At 71.0% G+C, this 17,746-nt stretch carries 16 protein-coding genes; 14 read left to right on the top strand and 2 right to left on the bottom strand.

Annotated elements, in window-relative coordinates:
- The first annotated feature begins 23 nt into the window (after nt 1-23).
- From D7I44_RS16295 to D7I44_RS16270, 6 genes are read left to right on the top strand one after another with little or no spacing between them, the layout of a single operon-like run.
- Nucleotides 24-1,307, top strand: a complete 1,284-nt coding sequence (locus D7I44_RS16295) for a bifunctional phosphopantothenoylcysteine decarboxylase/phosphopantothenate synthase (protein WP_120791022.1) — start codon at nt 24-26, stop codon at nt 1,305-1,307.
- A gap of 56 nt (nt 1,308-1,363) precedes the next feature.
- Nucleotides 1,364-2,557 (top strand): methionine adenosyltransferase, encoded by a 1,194-nt coding sequence (gene metK / locus D7I44_RS16290; RefSeq protein ID WP_120790455.1) that lies wholly within the window; start codon nt 1,364-1,366, stop codon nt 2,555-2,557.
- Between the two features lie 15 nt (nt 2,558-2,572).
- The gene (locus D7I44_RS16285) at nt 2,573-4,645 is read left to right on the top strand and encodes a primosomal protein N' family DNA-binding protein (protein WP_162940332.1); all 2,073 of its coding nucleotides are present in this window, start codon (nt 2,573-2,575) and stop codon (nt 4,643-4,645) included.
- 43 nt (nt 4,646-4,688) lie between these two features.
- Entirely contained in the window at nt 4,689-5,609 is a 921-nt protein-coding gene (fmt, locus tag D7I44_RS16280) for a methionyl-tRNA formyltransferase (protein ID WP_120791020.1), read from the top strand.
- Nucleotides 5,606-6,988 (top strand): RsmB/NOP family class I SAM-dependent RNA methyltransferase, encoded by a 1,383-nt coding sequence (locus D7I44_RS16275; protein ID WP_120790454.1) that lies wholly within the window; start codon nt 5,606-5,608, stop codon nt 6,986-6,988. The genes fmt and D7I44_RS16275 overlap by 4 nt, the downstream gene beginning before the upstream one ends.
- A 7-nt stretch (nt 6,989-6,995) precedes the next feature.
- Nucleotides 6,996-7,997, top strand: a complete 1,002-nt coding sequence (locus tag D7I44_RS16270) for a phosphotransferase enzyme family protein (protein ID WP_120791019.1) — start codon at nt 6,996-6,998, stop codon at nt 7,995-7,997.
- Between the two features lie 83 nt (nt 7,998-8,080).
- Here the strand turns inward: D7I44_RS16270 and D7I44_RS16265 are convergent, their stop codons facing one another.
- Nucleotides 8,081-8,578: a DUF2087 domain-containing protein gene (locus D7I44_RS16265; protein WP_120790453.1), complete on the bottom strand. Its 498-nt coding sequence runs from the start codon at nt 8,576-8,578 to the stop codon at nt 8,081-8,083.
- Nucleotides 8,579-8,601: 23 nt separating this feature from the next.
- Here D7I44_RS16265 and rpe point away from each other — a divergent pair, with 23 nt between their 5' ends.
- From rpe to D7I44_RS16230, 7 genes are read left to right on the top strand one after another with little or no spacing between them, the layout of a single operon-like run.
- Nucleotides 8,602-9,264 (top strand): ribulose-phosphate 3-epimerase, encoded by a 663-nt coding sequence (gene rpe, locus D7I44_RS16260; protein WP_120790452.1) that lies wholly within the window; start codon nt 8,602-8,604, stop codon nt 9,262-9,264.
- Nucleotides 9,265-9,277: 13 nt separating this feature from the next.
- Complete coding sequence (locus D7I44_RS16255) at nt 9,278-9,541, top strand: phosphoribosyl-ATP diphosphatase (protein WP_120790451.1); 264 nt, start codon at nt 9,278-9,280, stop codon at nt 9,539-9,541.
- A gap of 51 nt (nt 9,542-9,592) precedes the next feature.
- Entirely contained in the window at nt 9,593-10,432 is an 840-nt protein-coding gene (gene hisG, locus D7I44_RS16250) for an ATP phosphoribosyltransferase (RefSeq protein ID WP_120790450.1), read from the top strand.
- Nucleotide 10,433: 1 nt separating this feature from the next.
- A complete protein-coding gene (gene hisF, locus D7I44_RS16245; protein ID WP_120790449.1) occupies nt 10,434-11,198 on the top strand; it encodes an imidazole glycerol phosphate synthase subunit HisF in 765 nt (254 codons plus the stop codon).
- The gene (hisI, locus tag D7I44_RS16240; protein WP_120790448.1) at nt 11,195-11,578 is read left to right on the top strand and encodes a phosphoribosyl-AMP cyclohydrolase; all 384 of its coding nucleotides are present in this window, start codon (nt 11,195-11,197) and stop codon (nt 11,576-11,578) included. Before hisF ends, hisI begins: the two co-directional genes overlap by 4 nt.
- Nucleotides 11,575-13,101, top strand: a complete 1,527-nt coding sequence (locus D7I44_RS16235; RefSeq protein WP_120790447.1) for an anthranilate synthase component I — start codon at nt 11,575-11,577, stop codon at nt 13,099-13,101. Before hisI ends, D7I44_RS16235 begins: the two co-directional genes overlap by 4 nt.
- Nucleotides 13,098-13,724, top strand: a complete 627-nt coding sequence (locus tag D7I44_RS16230) for a Trp biosynthesis-associated membrane protein (RefSeq protein WP_162940331.1) — start codon at nt 13,098-13,100, stop codon at nt 13,722-13,724. Before D7I44_RS16235 ends, D7I44_RS16230 begins: the two co-directional genes overlap by 4 nt.
- A gap of 11 nt (nt 13,725-13,735) precedes the next feature.
- Here the strand turns inward: D7I44_RS16230 and D7I44_RS16225 are convergent, their stop codons facing one another.
- Nucleotides 13,736-16,483 (bottom strand): AAA family ATPase, encoded by a 2,748-nt coding sequence (locus D7I44_RS16225; protein WP_120790445.1) that lies wholly within the window; start codon nt 16,481-16,483, stop codon nt 13,736-13,738.
- 165 nt (nt 16,484-16,648) lie between these two features.
- On the opposite strand from D7I44_RS16225, the gene D7I44_RS16220 reads away from it, so the two are divergent.
- A complete protein-coding gene (locus D7I44_RS16220; RefSeq protein ID WP_120790444.1) occupies nt 16,649-17,677 on the top strand; it encodes a DUF4331 family protein in 1,029 nt (342 codons plus the stop codon).
- Nucleotides 17,678-17,746 lie beyond the last annotated feature (69 nt).

Raw genomic sequence — 17,746 nt, 5'->3', positions numbered from 1 at the left:
CCGATGCCGCCGAGGCGCCCCGTCTGACCATCGTCGTCGGGGTGACCGGCGGCATCGCCGCATACAAGACCGTCTCGCTGGTGCGCGGCTTCGTGCTCGCGGGCCACGACGTGCACGTGGTGCCGACCGAGGCGGCGCTGAGATTCGTCGGCACGCCGACGTGGGAGGCGGTCAGCCGCAACCCGGTCACCGCCGACCTATACGACGGCGTCGACGAGGTGCGCCACGTGGCCCTCGGCCAGAAAGCCGACCTGATCGTCATCGCCCCTGCGACCGCGAATACCATCGCGAAGCTCGCGCACGGAATCGCCGACGACCTGCTCACCAACACCGTGCTCGCCTCGAAGGCCCCCGTCGTGATCGCCCCCGCGATGCACACCGGAATGTGGCAGGCGCCCGCGACGCAGGCGAATGTGCGCACGCTGCGCGAGCGCGGAGTCGTCGTGGTCGGGCCTGCCTCCGGTCAGCTCACCGGCAGCGACTCCGGCCCCGGCCGGATGGAGGAGCCCGACGACATCGCACGGGCAGCGCTCACGCACGTCCTCGGCCAAGCGCCCGCGACGCAAGGAAGCGCCGCCCCGGCATCCGCCGCCCGTTCGCGCCGCGCCCGTGTCGACAGCGCGAGCGCCGGCACCCGACTCGACCTCGACGGCCTGCGCGTCGTCGTGACCGCGGGCGGCACGCGCGAGCCATTCGACCCGGTGCGCTTCATGGGCAACCGCTCGAGCGGGAAGCAGGGCATGGCGATCGCCGCTGCCGCCGCTGCTCGCGGCGCCGTCGTCACGCTGATCGCGGCGAACGTCGGGACCGATGCGGTGCCGGACGGGATCGCTGTGGAATCCGTCAGCACCACGCTCGAGCTCGAGAAGGCCGTGACGGATGCCGCGGGCGATGCCGACGTCGTCATCATGGCGGCCGCCGTGGCCGACTACCGGCCTGCGCAGGTGCAGCAGGGGAAGATCAAGAAGGAGCACACGGGCGACCGGCTCACGGTCGAGTTCGTCGTGAACCCCGACATCCTCGCCGAGCTGTCGGCCGCGCGCCCCGAAGGGCAGCTGGTCATCGGCTTCGCCGCCGAGACCGAGAAGGACCCTGCGACGCTGCTCGAGCTGGGCCGGTCGAAGATCGCGCGAAAGGGCTGCGACTTCCTGGTCGTCAACAACGTGGGCTGGAACCACGGATTCGCAACAGATGACAACGACGTCATCGTGTTGAACAGGGCGGGCGATATCGTGATGGAGGCCTCGGGAACGAAGTTGTCGGTGGCCGATCGTATTCTCGACGCGACGCTGTCCCGCGTCCCGTAGAGAATCAACCGCCTGACGCGAACCAGACGCATACGGCCCCGAAACTAGGGAGACTCATGTCCGCTTTGCGCCTTTTCACCTCGGAGTCCGTGACCGAGGGCCACCCCGACAAGATCTGCGACCAGATCTCCGACGCGATCCTCGACGCGCTGCTCGCCGTCGACCCGAACGCCCGCGTCGCGGTCGAGACGCTGGTCACCACCGGTCAGGTCCACGTCGCCGGCGAGGTCACGACCTCGGGCTACGTCGAGATCCCGGCGATCGTGCGAGAGAAGATCACCTCCATCGGCTACACGTCCTCCGACGTGTGGTTCGACGGCCGCTCGTGCGGCGTGTCGATCTCGATCGGTGCGCAGTCGCCCGACATCGCCCAGGGCGTCGACGACGCATTCGAGACGCGCGAGGGCACCAGCGTCGACGCACTCGACCACCAGGGCGCGGGCGACCAGGGCATCATGTTCGGCTTCGCGACGACCGAGACCCCGCAGCTCATGCCCCTCCCGGTGTGGCTCGCCCACCGCCTCTCCGAGCGACTCACGGCGGTGCGCAAGTCAGGCGAGCTCGACTTCCTGCGCCCCGACGGCAAGACCCAGGTGACCATCGGCTACGAGGGATTCACCCCGAAGACCATCGACACCGTCGTGCTCTCGACCCAGCATTCGCCGGCGATCGGCCTCGCCGAGCTGCGCGAGGCCGTCGAGCGCGTCGTGATCCGCCCCGTCCTCGAGACGGTCGACCTCGACACCTCGGAGCTCAAGCTGCTGATCAATCCCACCGGGAAGTTCGAGATCGGCGGACCGCATGGCGACGCCGGCCTGACCGGCCGCAAGATCATCGTCGACACCTACGGCGGCGCGAGCCGGCACGGCGGCGGCGCGTTCAGCGGCAAGGACCCGTCGAAGGTCGACCGCTCTGCCGCCTACGCCATGCGCTGGGTTGCGAAGAACGCGGTCGCGGCAGGGCTCGCCGACCGACTCGAGGTGCAGGTCGCCTACGCCATCGGCGCCGCGCACCCCGTCGGCCTCTACGTCGAGGCCTTCGGCACTGAGAAGGTGCCGGTCGAGACCATCACGAGCGCCATCCAGCAGGTCTTCGACCTGCGCCCGGCCGCGATCATCCGCGATCTCGATCTCCTGCGACCGATCTATTCGCAGACCGCCGCCTACGGCCACTTCGGCCGCGAGCTGCCCGACTTCACGTGGGAGCGGCTCGACCGCGTCGACGCGCTGCGCGCCGCCGCCGGCCTGTAGAGGGAAGGCGCGGCTATGACCGGACCGAGCGGCGAGACGCCGCTCGGCGGCAGCGGCGCGCAGCCGGAAACGGCTGCGCGGTCTGCGGGCGCCCCGCGCGTGGCGCGCGTCGTCCTCGACACGCCGCTGCCGCAGCTCGACCGACTGTTCGACTACGCGATCCCGCCTGCGATCGCCGAGCAGGTCGTTCCCGGCGTCCGCGTGACGGCTCCTCTACGCGCAGAGGGGCGGCTCGCCGACGGGCTCGTCGTCGACGTCGGTGACACGACGGAGTTCGACGGGGCGCTGACGCCCCTGGAATCCGTCGTGTCGCCCGCGCGCGTGCTCGCGCCCGAGGTGTGGTCGCTCGCACGACGCGTGAGCGACCGGCAGGCAGGCAGCGCGAACGACGTGCTGCGCCTCGCGATCCCGCGGCGCTCGGTCGCGGTCGAGCGCAAGTGGCTCGCGCAGGGCTCGCCGCGCGACGTGCCGCAGCTGGCGCACCCGGTCGCCGGCTATGAGGGCGGCCTCATCGAGTCGGCCGTCGACGGCGGCGGCCGACTCGCCCTGCGATCGCTGCCCGGCGTGGTGGAGCTGTCCGACGGCGCGTGGGTCGGCCGATGGGCGGTGACGCTCGCACAGGCGGCTGTCCGTGCGGTGATCTCTGGGCGCAGCGCGATCATCGCCGTGCCCGACTACCGCGACCAGGAGCAGCTCGAGGCGGTGCTGCGCACCGTCGCGCCGGCCGGCTCTGTCGCGTCGCTCGACGCGCGCCGCACTAACGCGCAGCGCTACGCCGCTTTCCTGTCCTGCCTGCCGCAGCCCGATGACGGCGTGAGCACGCCGCGCATCATCGTCGGCAACCGGTCGGTGCTCTACGCTCCTGCGGCGAAGCTCGGGCTGATCGCCCTCTACGACGACGGCGATCCTCTGTTCGCCGAGCCGCTCGCCCCATACGCGCACGCCCGAGACGTCGCACTGGTGCGCCAGCAGCAGCAGGAGTGCGCCGTCATCTTCGCCGGCCATACCCGCACGGTCGAGGTGCAGCGCCTCGTCGAGCTCGGCTACCTGAGCGACGTCGCCCCGGTGCCGCTCGTCACACCGAAGGTGGTGCCGACGGCGGCGCAGCAGAGGCAGCAGGCGGGCGACGGCGGCCGCGTGCCGTCCGCGGCGTTCCGCACCGCGGCCGAGGCGCTGCTCGCCGGCCCCGTTCTGGTGCAGGTCGCGCGCCCCGGCTACGTCTCGCTGCTGGCCTGCCGCCGCTGCGGCCAGGCAGCGCGGTGCACGAACTGTGCAGGCCCCTTGCAGCTCGCCTCGTCGCACGCCGTGCCGAGCTGCGCATGGTGCGGCCGGCTCGTGGGGGACTGGGCCTGCAGCGAATGCAACAACACGACGTACCGCATGGTGACACGCGGCTCGGGCCGCACGGCTGAAGAGCTCGGGCGCGCCTTCCCCGGCACGCGGGTCGTGGTGAGCGACGGCGAGCGGCCGCTCACCCGGGTCGACGACGAGCCCCGCACGCTGGTGGTCGCGACCCGGGGGGCTGAGCCGATCGCGGCGGGCGGCTATGCGGCGATCATCCTGCTCGACGGCGAGCGGATGCTTCAGCGCGAGAGCCTGCACGTCGGTGACGACTGCCTGCGCTGGTGGTCGAACGCGGCGGCTCTCGCGGCCCCCGGCGCGCCGACCGTGCTCGCCGGAGTCGGCGGCCCGCTCGCGCAAGCGCTCACGCTCTGGCAGCAGCACAGCTACGCGGCCGCGCAGCTGCAGGACCGGCGCGCGCTCGGCTTTCCGCCCGCGCTACGCGTGGCATCCGTCACCGGGCGGCCGGCCGCGGTGCAGGCGGCTCTCGATGCGGCCGAGCACGTGCCGATCCGCGACGTGCTCGGCCCTGCGCCGGTGCCGGCCGACGGGCCGCGCACCCTCGACGACGACCAGGTGCGCGCCATCGTGCGCTTCGAGTACGCCCACGGCGATGCGGTCGCCGCCGCGCTGCGCGGCGTGATCGTGCGGCAGGCGACCGGCGCGCGCAGGCCGCCTGCCGGACGCAGACGGGGCCGTCCCGCTCCTACACTGAGGGTCAAGCTGGACGACCCCGAGATCCTCTAGATACGTAGGAAAACCGCACGACATGCCGAGCAACGCACCTTCCCTGCGCATCGTTTTCGCAGGCACCCCGCCCGTGGCCGTTCCCACCCTCGACGCGCTCACGGAGAGCAGGCACGACGTCGTCGGCGTCGTCACCCGCGCCGACGCGCCACTCGGCCGCAAGCGCGAACTGACCCCTTCGCCGGTCGCTGCGCGTGCAGCAGAGCTCGCGCTGCCGACCATCAAGGCGAACCGGCTGCGCGACGCCGAGACCGACGCGGTCGCCGCCCTCGAACCCGACCTCGGGGTCATCGTCGCCTACGGCGGCCTGCTGCGCGCTCCGATGCTCGCAGCTCCGCGACTCGGCTGGATCAACCTGCACTTCTCTCTGCTTCCGCGCTGGCGCGGCGCCGCCCCGGTGCAGCGGGCCGTCATGGCGGGCGACTCAGAGACCGGCTCGGCCGTCTTCCAGCTCGTCGAAGAGCTCGACGCGGGCGACGTCTTCTCGCTCGAACGGCGGCCGATCGGCGGCGACGAGACCTCGGGCGACGTGCTCGAGGCGCTCTCGGTGAGCGGCGCCGCTCAACTGGCATCCGTCGTCGATCAGATCGCCGACGGGCGCGCGGTCGCGACCGCGCAGACCGGCACCCCAACGCTGGCAGCCAAGCTCACGCTCGACGACGCGCGACTGGTGCTGACGGATGCCGGTGACGAGGTGTACGCCCGCCTGCGCGGCGTCACGCCCGAGCCGGGCGCCTTCGTGCTCGTCGGCGGCGAGCGGTTCAAGATCCACGCCGCGCGCCTCGCCCGCGGCGCCGAGCGGCTCGCGCCCGGGGGGTTCGGCGCGCGTGCCGGGCGCGTCTATCTCGGCACGGCGACCCACCCGCTCGAGCTGCTCACCGTGCAGCCCGCCGGCAAGAAGGCCATGGCCGCGGCCGACTGGTGGCGCGGCCAGAAGCTCACGGAAGGACTGGTGGCGGAATGAACGACCTGCCTCGCACTCCGAGCCCTCGGCGTATCGCGTACGACGTGCTGGCCGCAGTGCGTGAATCGGATGCCTACGCGAACCTGCTTCTGCCAGTGAGGCTCGAGCGCTCCGGCCTCTCATCGGCCGATGCGGCGCTCGCGACCGAGCTCACCTATGGCACGCTGCGCATGCAGGGGTACTACGACGCCGTCATCCGCATCGCCGCGCACCGAGAGATCGACCAGATCGAGCCAGCCGTGCGCGATGTGCTGCGCCTCGGCGCGCATCAGCTGCTCTCGATGCGCGTCCCGTCGCACGCGGCCGTCAACGAGACCGTCAGCGTCGCCGCGCAGGCGCTCGGCCGGGGCCGTGTCGGCTTCGTCAACGGCGTCCTGCGCGGCATCGCACGCACCAAGCCCGACACGTGGCGCGAGCGGGTGCTCGCCGATGCTGGCACCCGCGACGAGGCGATCGCCGAGCTCGGCTCCCACCCGGTGTGGATCGTGCGGGCGCTGCGCCAGTCGCTCACGGCCGAGCGCCGGCCAGGGACCGACGTCGAGGCCGAGCTCGAGGCGCTGCTCGAGGCCGACAATGCGGCCCCGCGGGTGAACCTCGTAGCGCTGCCGGGCGGCGAAGGCGTGCCCGAGGGCGCCGAGCCCGACCCGTACTCCCCGTACGGCTTCACGCTTTCCGGCGACCCGTTCAGGCACGTCCGCGACTCGGGCGGCTGGGTCCGTGTGCAGGACGAGGGATCGCAGCTCGCCGCCCTCGCTCTCATCGCCGCCCGACCCGTGCGCTCGGGGGAGCGCTGGCTCGACCTGTGCGCCGGCCCCGGCGGGAAGGCGGCGCTGCTCGGTGCGGAGGCGCGGCGCGGCGGCGCGACCCTGGTCGCGAACGAGATCGTCCCGACGAGAGCGGGACTCGTGCGCAACGCCGTCGCCCCGCTCGGTGACGCGGTCGAGGTCGTCGAGGGCGACGGGCGCGGCATCCCCGCCGAGCACTCTGGAGAGTTCGACCGGGTCCTGCTCGACGCTCCGTGCACCGGCCTCGGCGCACTGCGCCGCCGCCCAGAGTCGCGCTGGCGGAAGCACCCGCGCGACGTCGCGGAACTCACCCGCCTGCAGGCCTCGCTGATCGACGCTGCCGTCGACGCGCTGCGCTCAGGTGGCATCCTGGCGTACGTCACCTGCTCTCCCCACCTCGGCGAGACGCGCATCGCCGTCGCCGAGGCGCTGAAGCGCCACCCCGGCGTGCTCGAAGAGCTGCCGACGCAGGAGATCCTGCAGGGCGCCGTCAAGACGCCCCTCGACCTCGCGGGCGACCCCGCCCAGGTGCAGCTGTGGCCGCACCGCCACAACACCGATGCGATGTTCATCGCGCTGCTTCGGAAAGCCTGAGGTGCGCATGGCCGAGCCGAACGCCACCGCGGTGAAGATGCTGTGGGAGGCGGACAGCCCTCACGAAGTCCTCGAGTCCCGGTTCGGCTTCGCAAACCCTGGGGCGGCCTCCCGATGGGTGATCGATGCGCTGAACGACAACTGGGGCATACGAGCGGATGCCTGCGAACGGATCGTCATGAGCGGCCGCAACGCCCTCGCGTGGGTCAGTTCGGAATCTGGGCCACTGCTGCTCAAGTGGTCGGTCGCGCCGGAGCGCTTCGCGCGCCTCGCCGCGGTGGCCCAGCTCACGAACGGGCTGGCGTCGCGCGGCATCCCGGTCTCTGCACTGGTGCCGGCACTCGACGGAGAGATCCAGCTCGAGCTCGGCGGGGCCTCGCTTGGCCTGCAACGCAAGGCGCCCGGGGAGCTGCTCGACGTGGACGATCCGGAGCAGGTTTTTGCCGCGGGCGCCGCGCTTGCACGGCTGCACGAGTCGCTCGGCTCAGTCCCGGCGGACTCGCTGCCGAGCATCGAGGCGCCGACGCAGCCACTCGCGAAGCGGGTGTCGGACTGGCTCGCGTCCAGCCCCGGCCACCTGCCTGCCGACGGCCGCGAGACCTTGCAGCGTCTCATCGCCGCGGCGGGCGCCGAGCCACTGCCGCTCCAACTCGTGCACGGCGACTACCGTGCGGCCAACATCCTCGTCGAAGGCGGTGAGATCAGCGCGATCCTCGATTTCGAAGAGGCCTGGCTCGACCATCGTATCGTCGAGCTCGCGCGCTCGTCCGTCTTGCTGGGCACGCTCTTCCACGACTGGGGCCCGGTCTCGGGCGAGGTGCGCAGGCAGTATCGCGCCGGCTACGAGTCCGTGCGCGAGCTCACCGAGACGGAGGCCGGCTGGTGGGACGCGCTCGTGCTGTGGATCTCGCTGGCGATGATCCCTGCGGGCGACGACCCGCAAGGCTGGCGCGACGCCGCGCTGGCTCAACTAGCCCGGCTCGACGAGAGCGCCCGCCGGGAGCCCTGACCGCAAGACACCGATTCTGTCGCAGAGGCGCGCCCGTGCGGCGTGTCAGGCACGCGAGGACCGAATCGGTGTCGCTCGGAACGTCACTCGACGGATTCGTCCGCCAGCGCGTAGGACGAGCCGGAGCGGGTGCGCACTAGCAGGCCGAAGTCGACCAGGTAGCGGCGCAGCACTGCGACGTCATCGTGGAACCGCGCCAGCCGCTCGTTGACCTCGCGCTCGTCGAGCACCTCGCTTGAGCCGAACGCGCGGGAAGCGACCAGCGCGAGAAGTTCGGCGCGCTCGCTCTGCGACGCGGGGTACTGCGTGATGCGCCCGTCGCGCAGGAACCTCTCGGGCCCCTTCGGCTGCACGGGCACCGGGGCTGCGGCGAGCGCCTCGGCGAACACAGTGGCACGCGGAGCGAACGACTCGTCGACGAGCCCTGCGCCGCGCAATCCGTCGAGCACCTTGCGCCGCCGCGCGGGGGAGAGGCCGGCCGTGGCATCCGCCTCGCCTGCCCCCAAGACGAGCCGCGCCCACGTGAGCCGCAGATCAGGGTTCGCGAGCGCGGCGATCACGCGCCGCCATTCGTCAGCCATGGCCCAAGGCTAGGCTCGAGGTCATGGCCGCCCGCATCAACCCGAGCATCCTCTCCGCTGATTTCGCCAACATGCAGCGCGACCTCGAGCGCATCAGCACGGCCGACTACGTGCACGTCGACGTGATGGACAACCACTTCGTGCCGAACCTCACCTTCGGGCCGCAGATGGTCGAGCGGGTGCAGGCGACGAGCCCGGTGCCGCTCGATGTGCACCTGATGATCGAAGACCCCGACCGGTGGGCGCCGCAGTACGCCGAGCTCGGCTGCTTCTCGGTCACGTTCCATGCGGAGGCCGCGACCGCGCCGATCACCCTCGCGCGCACCCTGCGGAAGCTCGGCGCGCGCGCGGGCATCGCGCTGAGCCCGAAGACCGACGTCGGCGCCTATCTCGAGCTGCTGCCCGAATTCGACCAGGTGCTCGTCATGACGGTCGAGCCGGGCTTCGGCGGCCAATCGTTCCTGCCGCATGTGATGCCGAAGCTCACCGCCCTGCGGCAGGCTGCGACGAGGCAGGGCACGGATGTCTGGCTGCAGGTCGACGGCGGCGTCACGCTCGACACGATCACCATCGCGGCGGATGCCGGCGCCGACACCTTCGTCGCAGGCTCGAGCGTCTTCGGGGCAGACGACGCGGGGGCTGCCATCGCGGGGCTGCGGTCTGCGGCATCCGCTCACCTCCACTAGCTAGGCTGAGAGGGTGAAGACCTTCGACGACCTTTTCGCCGAGCTGAGCGAGAAGGCCAAGACCCGCCCTGAGGGCTCCCGCACGGTGGCAGAGCTCGACGCGGGCATCCATCAGATCGGGAAGAAGATCGTCGAAGAGGCCGCCGAGGTGTGGATGGCAGCCGAGTACCAGAGCGACGACGAGTTCGCCGAAGAGGCGAGCCAGCTGCTCTATCACCTGCAGGTCGCGCTGATCGCGAAGGGCCTGACCCTCGAGGACGTCTACCGACATCTGTGAATCGGATGCCTGACCTGACCTCACCTCGACCCTGAAAGCGAACCCCACCCCATGCTCAGAATCGCCGTGCCCAACAAGGGCGCCCTCGCCGAGACCGCTGCGGAATACCTCAAGGAAGCCGGCTACAACGGCCGCCGCGACCCCAAAGAGCTGATCGTCTCCGACCCGAAGAACGACGTCGAGTTCTTCTATCTGCGCCCGCGCGACATCGCGACCTACGTCGGAAGCGGCGCGCTCGACGTCGGCATCACCGGCCGCGACTTGCTGATCGACTCGGGCTCCGACGCCCACGAGGACGAGCCCCTCGGCTTCGCCGTCTCCACCTTCCGCTTCGCGGGCCCCGCCGGGCAGTTCGCCGCGCTCGACGACCTGCGCGGCAAGCGGCTGGCCACCAGCTACCCGGTGCTCGTCGGCGGCTACCTCGCTGAGCGCGGCATCGATGTGCACCTCGTGAAGCTCGACGGCGCGGTCGAATCCGCGATCCGCCTCGGCGTCGCCGACGTGATCGCCGACGTCGTCGAGACGGGAACCACGCTGCGCAAGCAGGGCCTTGAGATCTTCGGCGAGCCGATCCTGCGCTCGGAGGCCGTGCTCATCGCCGGCCCGAACGAGGCGCCGGGCCTCGACACGCTGCACCGCCGCCTCGAGGGCGTCATGGTCGCCCGCCGCTACGTGCTGATGGACTACGACCTGCCGAGCGAGCTGATCGAGCAGGCGACAGCGATCGCCTCCGGCATGGAGTCGCCGACGATCTCGCCGACCCGCGACGCGGCCTGGGTCGCGGTACGCGTCATGATCCCCCGCGAGGAGATCAACCACATCATGGACGCGCTCTACGAGCTCGGCGCCCGAGCGATCCTCGTCACGCCGATCCACGCGGCGAGGCTCTGACGTGGGCGTCGCAGTCCGCGTCATCCCGTGTCTCGACGTGGCAGACGGTCGCGTCGTCAAAGGTGTCAACTTCCTGAATCTGGCGGATGCCGGCGATCCCGTCGAGCTCGCCAGGAAGTACTACGAGCAGGGCGCAGACGAAGTCACCTTCCTCGACGTCACCGCGACCGTCGAGGGCCGAGCCACGACGTACGACATGGTGCGCCGCACCGCGGAGCAGGTGTTCGTGCCGCTGACCGTCGGCGGGGGAGTCCGCTCACCCGAGGACGTCGCCAAGCTGCTCGCGCACGGCGCCGACAAGGTCGGCGTGAACTCGGCCGCCATCGCACGCCCCGAGCTGATCGGCGAGATCGCCGACCGCTTCGGCGCGCAGGTGCTCGTGCTCTCCCTCGACATCACACGTAGCCCGCGCACACCGTCCGGCTTCGTTGTGACCACGCACGGCGGCCGCACCGAGACAGACCTCGACGCCCTCGCCTGGGCGCGCGAGGCCATCGAGCGGGGGGCGGGCGAGTTGCTCGTCAACTCGATCGACGCCGACGGCACCAAGGCCGGATACGACCTCGAGCTCACCCAGCTCATGCGCGAACTGTCGCGCGTCCCCGTGATCGCGAGCGGCGGCGCCGGCAAGCTCGCCGACTTCGCCCCGGCGATCCAGGCGGGAGCCGACGCCGTGCTCGCCGCCTCGGTGTTCCACTACGGCGAGCTCACCATCGGCGATGTGAAGGGCGAGCTGCGCGCCGCCGGGCTGGAGGTACGGCCATGACGACCCCCGACGTGACCAAGATCCCTGATGTCGACAGCATCCTGACCCGTGTGCGATTCGGCGCCGACGGGCTGATGCCGGCGATCATCCAGCAGCACGACACCCGCGAGGTGCTCATGCTCGGCTACATGGACGCCGAGGCGCTGCGCCGCACGCTCACCGAGGGCCGCGTGACGTTCTGGTCGCGCTCTCGGCAGGAGTACTGGCGCAAGGGCGATACCAGCGGCCACGTGCAGTACGTGCACCAGGCTGCGCTCGACTGCGACGGCGACACGCTGCTCGTCGAGGTCGACCAGATCGGCGCGGCCTGCCACACGGGCGACCGCACCTGCTTCGACGCCGACCAGCTCGACCCGGTCGAAGGCGCGGCCGCCGAATGACGGGCACCTCGCGCTCGGCGTTCAACGCGCTGCTTGACGGCCATCGCGTCGTCCCCGTCGTGCGCGAGCTCTTCGCCGACGGCGAGACCCCGGTCGGCATCTACCGCAAGCTCGCGACCGGCCGGCCGGGCACCTTCCTGCTGGAATCCGCAGAGCAGGGAGGCATCTGGTCGCGCTACTCGTTCGTCGGCGCCAACGCGTTCGGGGTGCTCACGCAGACGGGCGAATCGGCGCAGTGGCAGAGCAACGGTCTGTCCGCGCAGCGCGCGCTCGGGGCATCCGTCGATTCCAGTGCCGCGCCGCTCGACGTGCTCGCCGCGCTCTACGCGCGCTGGCAGACACCGCGCATCCCCGGTCTGCCACCTCTCACGGGCGGCCTGGTCGGCTTCATCGGGTGGGAGGCCGTCCGTCAGCTCGAGCGCCTGCCTCACCAGCCGCCCGCCGATTTCGACGTGCCGGGCCTCGCCTTCAGCTTCGTCGCCGAGCTGGTCGTGATCGACCACCGCACGGGTGTGGTGCAGCTGATCGCGAATGCGTTGAACGACGGCGAGGCGGATGCCGACGGGCTGTGGTCTGACGCGCAGGCACGTCTCGACCGCCTGCAGTCGCAGCTCGCCCAGCCGCTCGACGCGCAGCTCGCGGTCGTCGACCTGGCGGCCGAGCCGAACGCCGAGAACCGCACGCCGCGTGACGACTACCTCGCCGCTGTCGAGCGCTCGAAGGACTTCATCACCGCGGGCGACGTGTTCCAGGTCGTCATCTCGCAGCGGTTCCAGCAGCCGGTCACCGCCGACCCGGTCGACGTCTACCGGGTGCTGCGCAGCCTCAACCCGAGCCCGTACATGTATCTGCTGCAGCTCGCGACCCCGGCCGGCGAGCCGTACACGGTCGTCGGCTCGAGTCCCGAGGCGCTCGTCAAGGTCGAGGACGGCCGGGCATACTCGCACCCGATCGCCGGCAGCCGCCCGCGCGGCGCGGCGCCCGAGGCCGACGCCGAGCTCGAGGCGAGCCTCATCGCCGACCCGAAGGAGCGCGCGGAGCACCTGATGCTCGTCGATCTCGCCCGCAACGACCTCGCCAAGGTCTGCCGCGCCGGCTCGGTCGAGGTCACCGAGTTCATGCGGGTCGAGCGGTTCAGCCACATCATGCACCTCGTCTCGAGCGTCGAGGGCGATGTGCGGCCGGATGCCTCGGCCGTCGACGTCTTCCGCGCGACCTTCCCGGCAGGCACGCTCTCGGGCGCTCCGAAGCCGCGCGCACTCGAGATCATCGACGAGCTCGAGCCGGCGCAGCGCGGCGTCTACGGGGGAGTGGTCGGCTACTTCGGCTTCGCCGGCGACGCCGACCTCGCGATCGCGATCCGCACCGCGACGCTCATCGGCGGCATGGCCTATGTGCAGGCCGGCGCCGGCCTCGTCGCCGACTCGGATCCCGCGAGCGAGTACGAGGAGTGCCGCAACAAAGCCGCAGCACCGCTGCGCGCCGTCGCGGTCGCCAACGCCATGCGAAGGGTCACGGCGTGACCGGCGGCCGTCTCAAGCTCCTGACGATCCTCGTGGTCGTGATCGGCGCGGGCCTCGGCCTCGCCGGTGCGACGCAGACCTGGTTCACCGTCACGCTCACGCATGCCGCAGGGCACCCTGCACCCGTCGTCGTCACGGGATCTGATGCTTCGCCCGCCCTCACCGCGCTGTCGCTGGCCGCCCTTGCGCTCGCCCTCGCATTCGCCATCGCGGGCCGGGTGGCCCGCATCATCGTGGGCGTCATCGGCGTGATCCTCGGCGCGACGGTGATCTTCGCCTCGGCGGGAGACCCGAAGACCTCGCTCGGGGTGCGCAACGCGGTCTCGACGGCCACGGGCATCACCGGCGACTCGTCCGTGCACGCGCTCATCGCCACCGTCGCCGCGAGTGCCTGGCCGACGCTGGCGCTCATCGGCGGCATCCTCATCGCCCTCGGCTCTCTCGCGGCCCTCGTCACCGGCGGCCGCTGGCCGGGCGGGTCGCGCCGCTACAACGCGGTCCGTTTCGAAGAAGCCGACGGCAAGGCGTCCGCGACCTCGAAGAGGCCGGAAGAGCGACCTGGTGACAGCGCCGTCGACGACTGGGACGAGCTGACCCGCGGCGACGACCCGACTGCGGACTGAGACGCCGCCCCCTAGTCCTTGCGCTCCTTCGTCAGGGCGTCGCGCAGGCCGGCGCGCGCGGTCACACCGAGCTTCGGGAACAGCCGATAGAGGTGCGTACTCACCGTGCGGTGGGAGAGGTGCAGCCGCGCCCCGATCTCCTTGTTGCTGTACCCCTGCGCGGCGAGCTGGGCGATCTGGAGCTCTTGTGCGGTGAGACCGGCGACCGCGTCGGGCCCTGGCGCCGAGGGGCCGGATCGCACCACGCGCAGCTCGCGAAGCGCAAGCGCCACCCACGGCCGCGCGCCGAGCTTATCGAAGGTCGCGTGAGCAGCTTGCAAGACGGCACGTGCCTCGAGGCGCGCCCCGGCGCGCGCGAGACGCCGACCGTAGGCCAGCTGGACCCGGGCCTTCTCGAACGGCCAGCGGTCGGCCGCACCGACCGCAAGAGCGCGCTCGAACGCTGCGCGCGCGGCGCCTTCGTCGGATGCCGCGACTCCGGCTGCGCCGCATGCCAACAGCATCAGGCGGGGTGAGAGCTCGCCGAGCCTCGCGGCCTCGATCGCAGCCACGTGCGCCTTCGCCGCATCGAGGCGCCCGGAGAGAGCTGCGGCGACCACGAGGTCGAAGCACACCCAGAGCGCAGTCGCTTCATAAGGAGGGAAAGTACCGGGCGCGCTGATCGCGGCCGCGTACTGATACGCCTCTTCGACGTCGCCTCTGCCCAGCGCATCCACGGTCCGAGCATGCCAGGCGAAGACCTGGCCGAGTCGCGCGCCGCGCGCCGAGCCCCACGCGATCAGCTCGTCGGTCAGGCGCGCCGTCTCGGAGTGGTCTCCGCGCGCCGCGGCGAGCATGGCCAGCTGGAAGCCGCTGATCTGCGCGTACAGGCCGGCGCCGGCCGCGATGCACTCGTCCAACCCGTCTTGCGCGAGTTGCTGCGCCTCATCCCAGCGCCCGCTTCCGAACGCGTCGACCCAGAGGTTCATGCGGGCCACGGCGATGCGCGCGGTCGCGCCGCTGCCGCCGGTGTCGGCGATCTGACGGCGCAGAGCATCACGGCAGCCCGCCAGACGGTCGACGTACACGGCCGCCGTGGGGATGCGCAGCAGCTCTTCCGGGTCGACCTGGTCGTTCAGCGCGACGATGGCCCGATCCAGCTCGTCGAGTGCCGCATGTGCCGTGCGCGCGGGGTCGAACTGCGTCATGGCCTGAAGGCGCAGGCCGAGGGGCGGCTCTGGCGACATACGGCCGAGTGCAGCGACGCACGCCGGCCACAGATTCGGCTTGCCGGCGAAGATGCACAGCATGGTCAGCGAGCCGACCGCGGCCCGCAACCCCTCACTCGACGTGTCGTAGTCGCCGGCGTGCGCCTCGATCGCGGCGACGAGCAGGCGGTGGGTGGCTTCGAAGTCGTAGTCGCCGTTCGCCATGATGACGGCAGCAGCCGCAGCGAGCAGAAGCGCGGAACCCGGATCGAGCTGGGTGTCCCTGGTCTGATCCAGCAATTCGGCCATGGCGTTGAACTGCCAGGCCATGTCACTGCCGATGAACGCCGCCCGAGCAAGGCGTCTGCTGCGATCTGCGGCGTGAGGACTGAGGTCGGCCGCCCTGGTCAGCGCCGTCACCGCCGAGGTCGCCTCACCGCGGTGCGCGAGATGCTGCGCACAGCTCTCGAGCTGCCCGGCCACTTCCTCGTCAGGCTTGTCGACCGAAGCGGCGAGGTGCGGTGCCCGTCGGAGAGGCTGTTCTGCCAAAGCGCGCGCCAGTGCGGCATGGGCCGCCCGGCGCTGAGCCGCCGTCGAGAGCTCTATGACCGCGGATCGCGTGAGCGGGTGTCTGAAATCGATGCGGTGGCGTTCGTTGTCGACCTGGACGAGCCGGTCGCGTTCGGCGGGGCCGAGATCTTTGAGCACATCGGCACTCGTTGAGGCGGCGGCCAGGACCATCAGGTCAGAGGTGCCGTCGAGAGCCGCGAGCAGCAGGAGCTCCCTCGTCTGCTCAGGGAGCTGTGCGATCCGTGACGCGAACACCGCCTGCAGCCGTTCGCTCATGGGGAGGATGCTCGGCAGAGCCTCGACTGCCGCGCGCTGGGGGCCGCTCAGCGCCGGCGGCAGCTCGAGGAGGGCGAGTGGGTTCCCCTGCGCCTCGATCACGACGCGGCGCACGACACGGTCTGCGAGGTTGGGGAAACGGGAGCGGATGAGCGACTCCGCCGCCTCCGTGTTCAGGGCCGCGATGTCAAGACGGGGGATGCCGGGCAGGTTGACGCTCTCCACGGCGGGCGTTCTCGCTGCCGCGACGATACCCACCCGGCCACCGCCCACACGCTGCGCAAGGAATCGCAGGACTTCGCCACTGTACGGGTCCAGCCACTGCGCATCATCGACGAGGAAGAGAACCTGCGAGTCCGTGGCGGCCGCCATCAGCAGCATGAGCAGAGCTTGGCCGACGACCGCCGGGCGGGCGAGCCGGCCGTCCGTCAAACCGGCCGCGATGGAGATCGCTTCACGGTGCGCGTCCGCCAGCTCGCCCGCGTACGCCATCAGCGGCATGACGGCCGGCGTCAGACTGGACAGGCTGATATCGGAGACCTCAGAGCCGACTCCGCGGACGACACGAGCCCCGCTGGTGCGCGCTTCGCGCGCGACCTCCTGCAGAAGCGCCGTCTTCCCCACGCCGGGGTCACCGGCGAGGACCAGTGCCTCTCCGGCCGCAGACGATCGCCTGAGCAGGTCGAATACGAACGCCAGCTCGGCGTCCCTGCCGACGAGGACCATGCGCAACACCTCCACCGCCGCGTGCGAGCGCGCAGTGTTCTGGCAGGAGGCTACCGCCGTGAGTCGAATCACGTAATGCGCCCAGAGACGTCATTTGACGCTGGCTCGGGCCGCTCGGGCTGCGCGACCGTGAGGACATCCACCTCCACGGAAGAAGGAGCCGAAATGTCCCACCACCTCGCCGCAGCCCGCGCCGGCACGATCGGGCAGCTCTACATCGACGACATGTACGTGTTCCCCGGCCGCGACAGCACGGTCTTCATCATGAACGTCAACTCCAATGTCACTCAGGAGCGGGCGGAGCCGTCGTTCCTTCCGGAGACGCGCTACGAGTTCAAGATCCATCTCGCGGACGCGCCCCACGAGTCGCTCGCGTACCGCTTCGTATTCGGCCAGGCGGCGGAAGACGGTGCGCAGGACTTCGAGCTGAGCGTGCTCACCGACGACGACGCCGCCAGCGACGAGGCCACAGGAGCTGTGGCGGTCACAGGGCGCACAGGGCAGCTCGCTGAGGCGAACGGTCTCAGAGTGTGGGCCGGACGCAGCGCGGACTCGTTCTACATCGACCTCTCGCTGCTCGGGCTGGTCAACGGCGCCGTACGCAGCGGGACCGCGCTCGACCTGTCGACGTGGCATCCCGACGCCGCGACCAACAGCTTCGCGAACACCACGGTCGACACCATCGTGCTCGAAGTGCCGAACATCTCGGCTCCACTTCAGCCGGGCACCGAGATCGCCGTGTGGTGCTCGACGAAGATCGACGAGGGCGACGGCTGGCACCAGATCAATCGCTTCGGGCACCCGATGCTGTGGCCGATCTTCTGGCCGGACGACATCCAGTTCACCCATCCGGCCAACAGCCGTCATCCCTCGGTGGATTTCGAGCAGGACGGAGAGGAGCTGGCCGGCCTGATCTCCCAGACCGTCGCCGCGTCCGGGACCGCCGGCGACCCTGACGCCTACGGCCGCGCCGTCGCGCACATCCTGCTGCCCGACGTCATGCGCTACGTCGTCGGCACGCCCGCCGGATACGGCTTCGCCGGACGCAACGGCCGGTCCATGGCGGACAACGCCCCTGAGGCGATGCTCAGCCTCGTCACCGGCACCGCCGTCGCCTCGGGGCTCAAGGCCTCGGTCTCCGAGCATCTGCGTGCGGCCCAGTTCCCCTACGTCGTCCCCGTGCCCGGCCTCTAGGCGCCGGCCTGGTCTCGCGATGAAGTTCTGGCGCTCCCTCACCGGTGCCGAACGGCGCAGAGTCGGCCG

Source organism: Gryllotalpicola protaetiae (assembly GCF_003627055.1).
GTDB classification, from domain to species: Bacteria; Actinomycetota; Actinomycetes; order Actinomycetales; family Microbacteriaceae; genus Gryllotalpicola; species Gryllotalpicola protaetiae.
The sequence above is the reverse complement of the archived record's forward strand: the minus strand, read 5'-3'. Positions and strand labels throughout refer to the sequence as shown.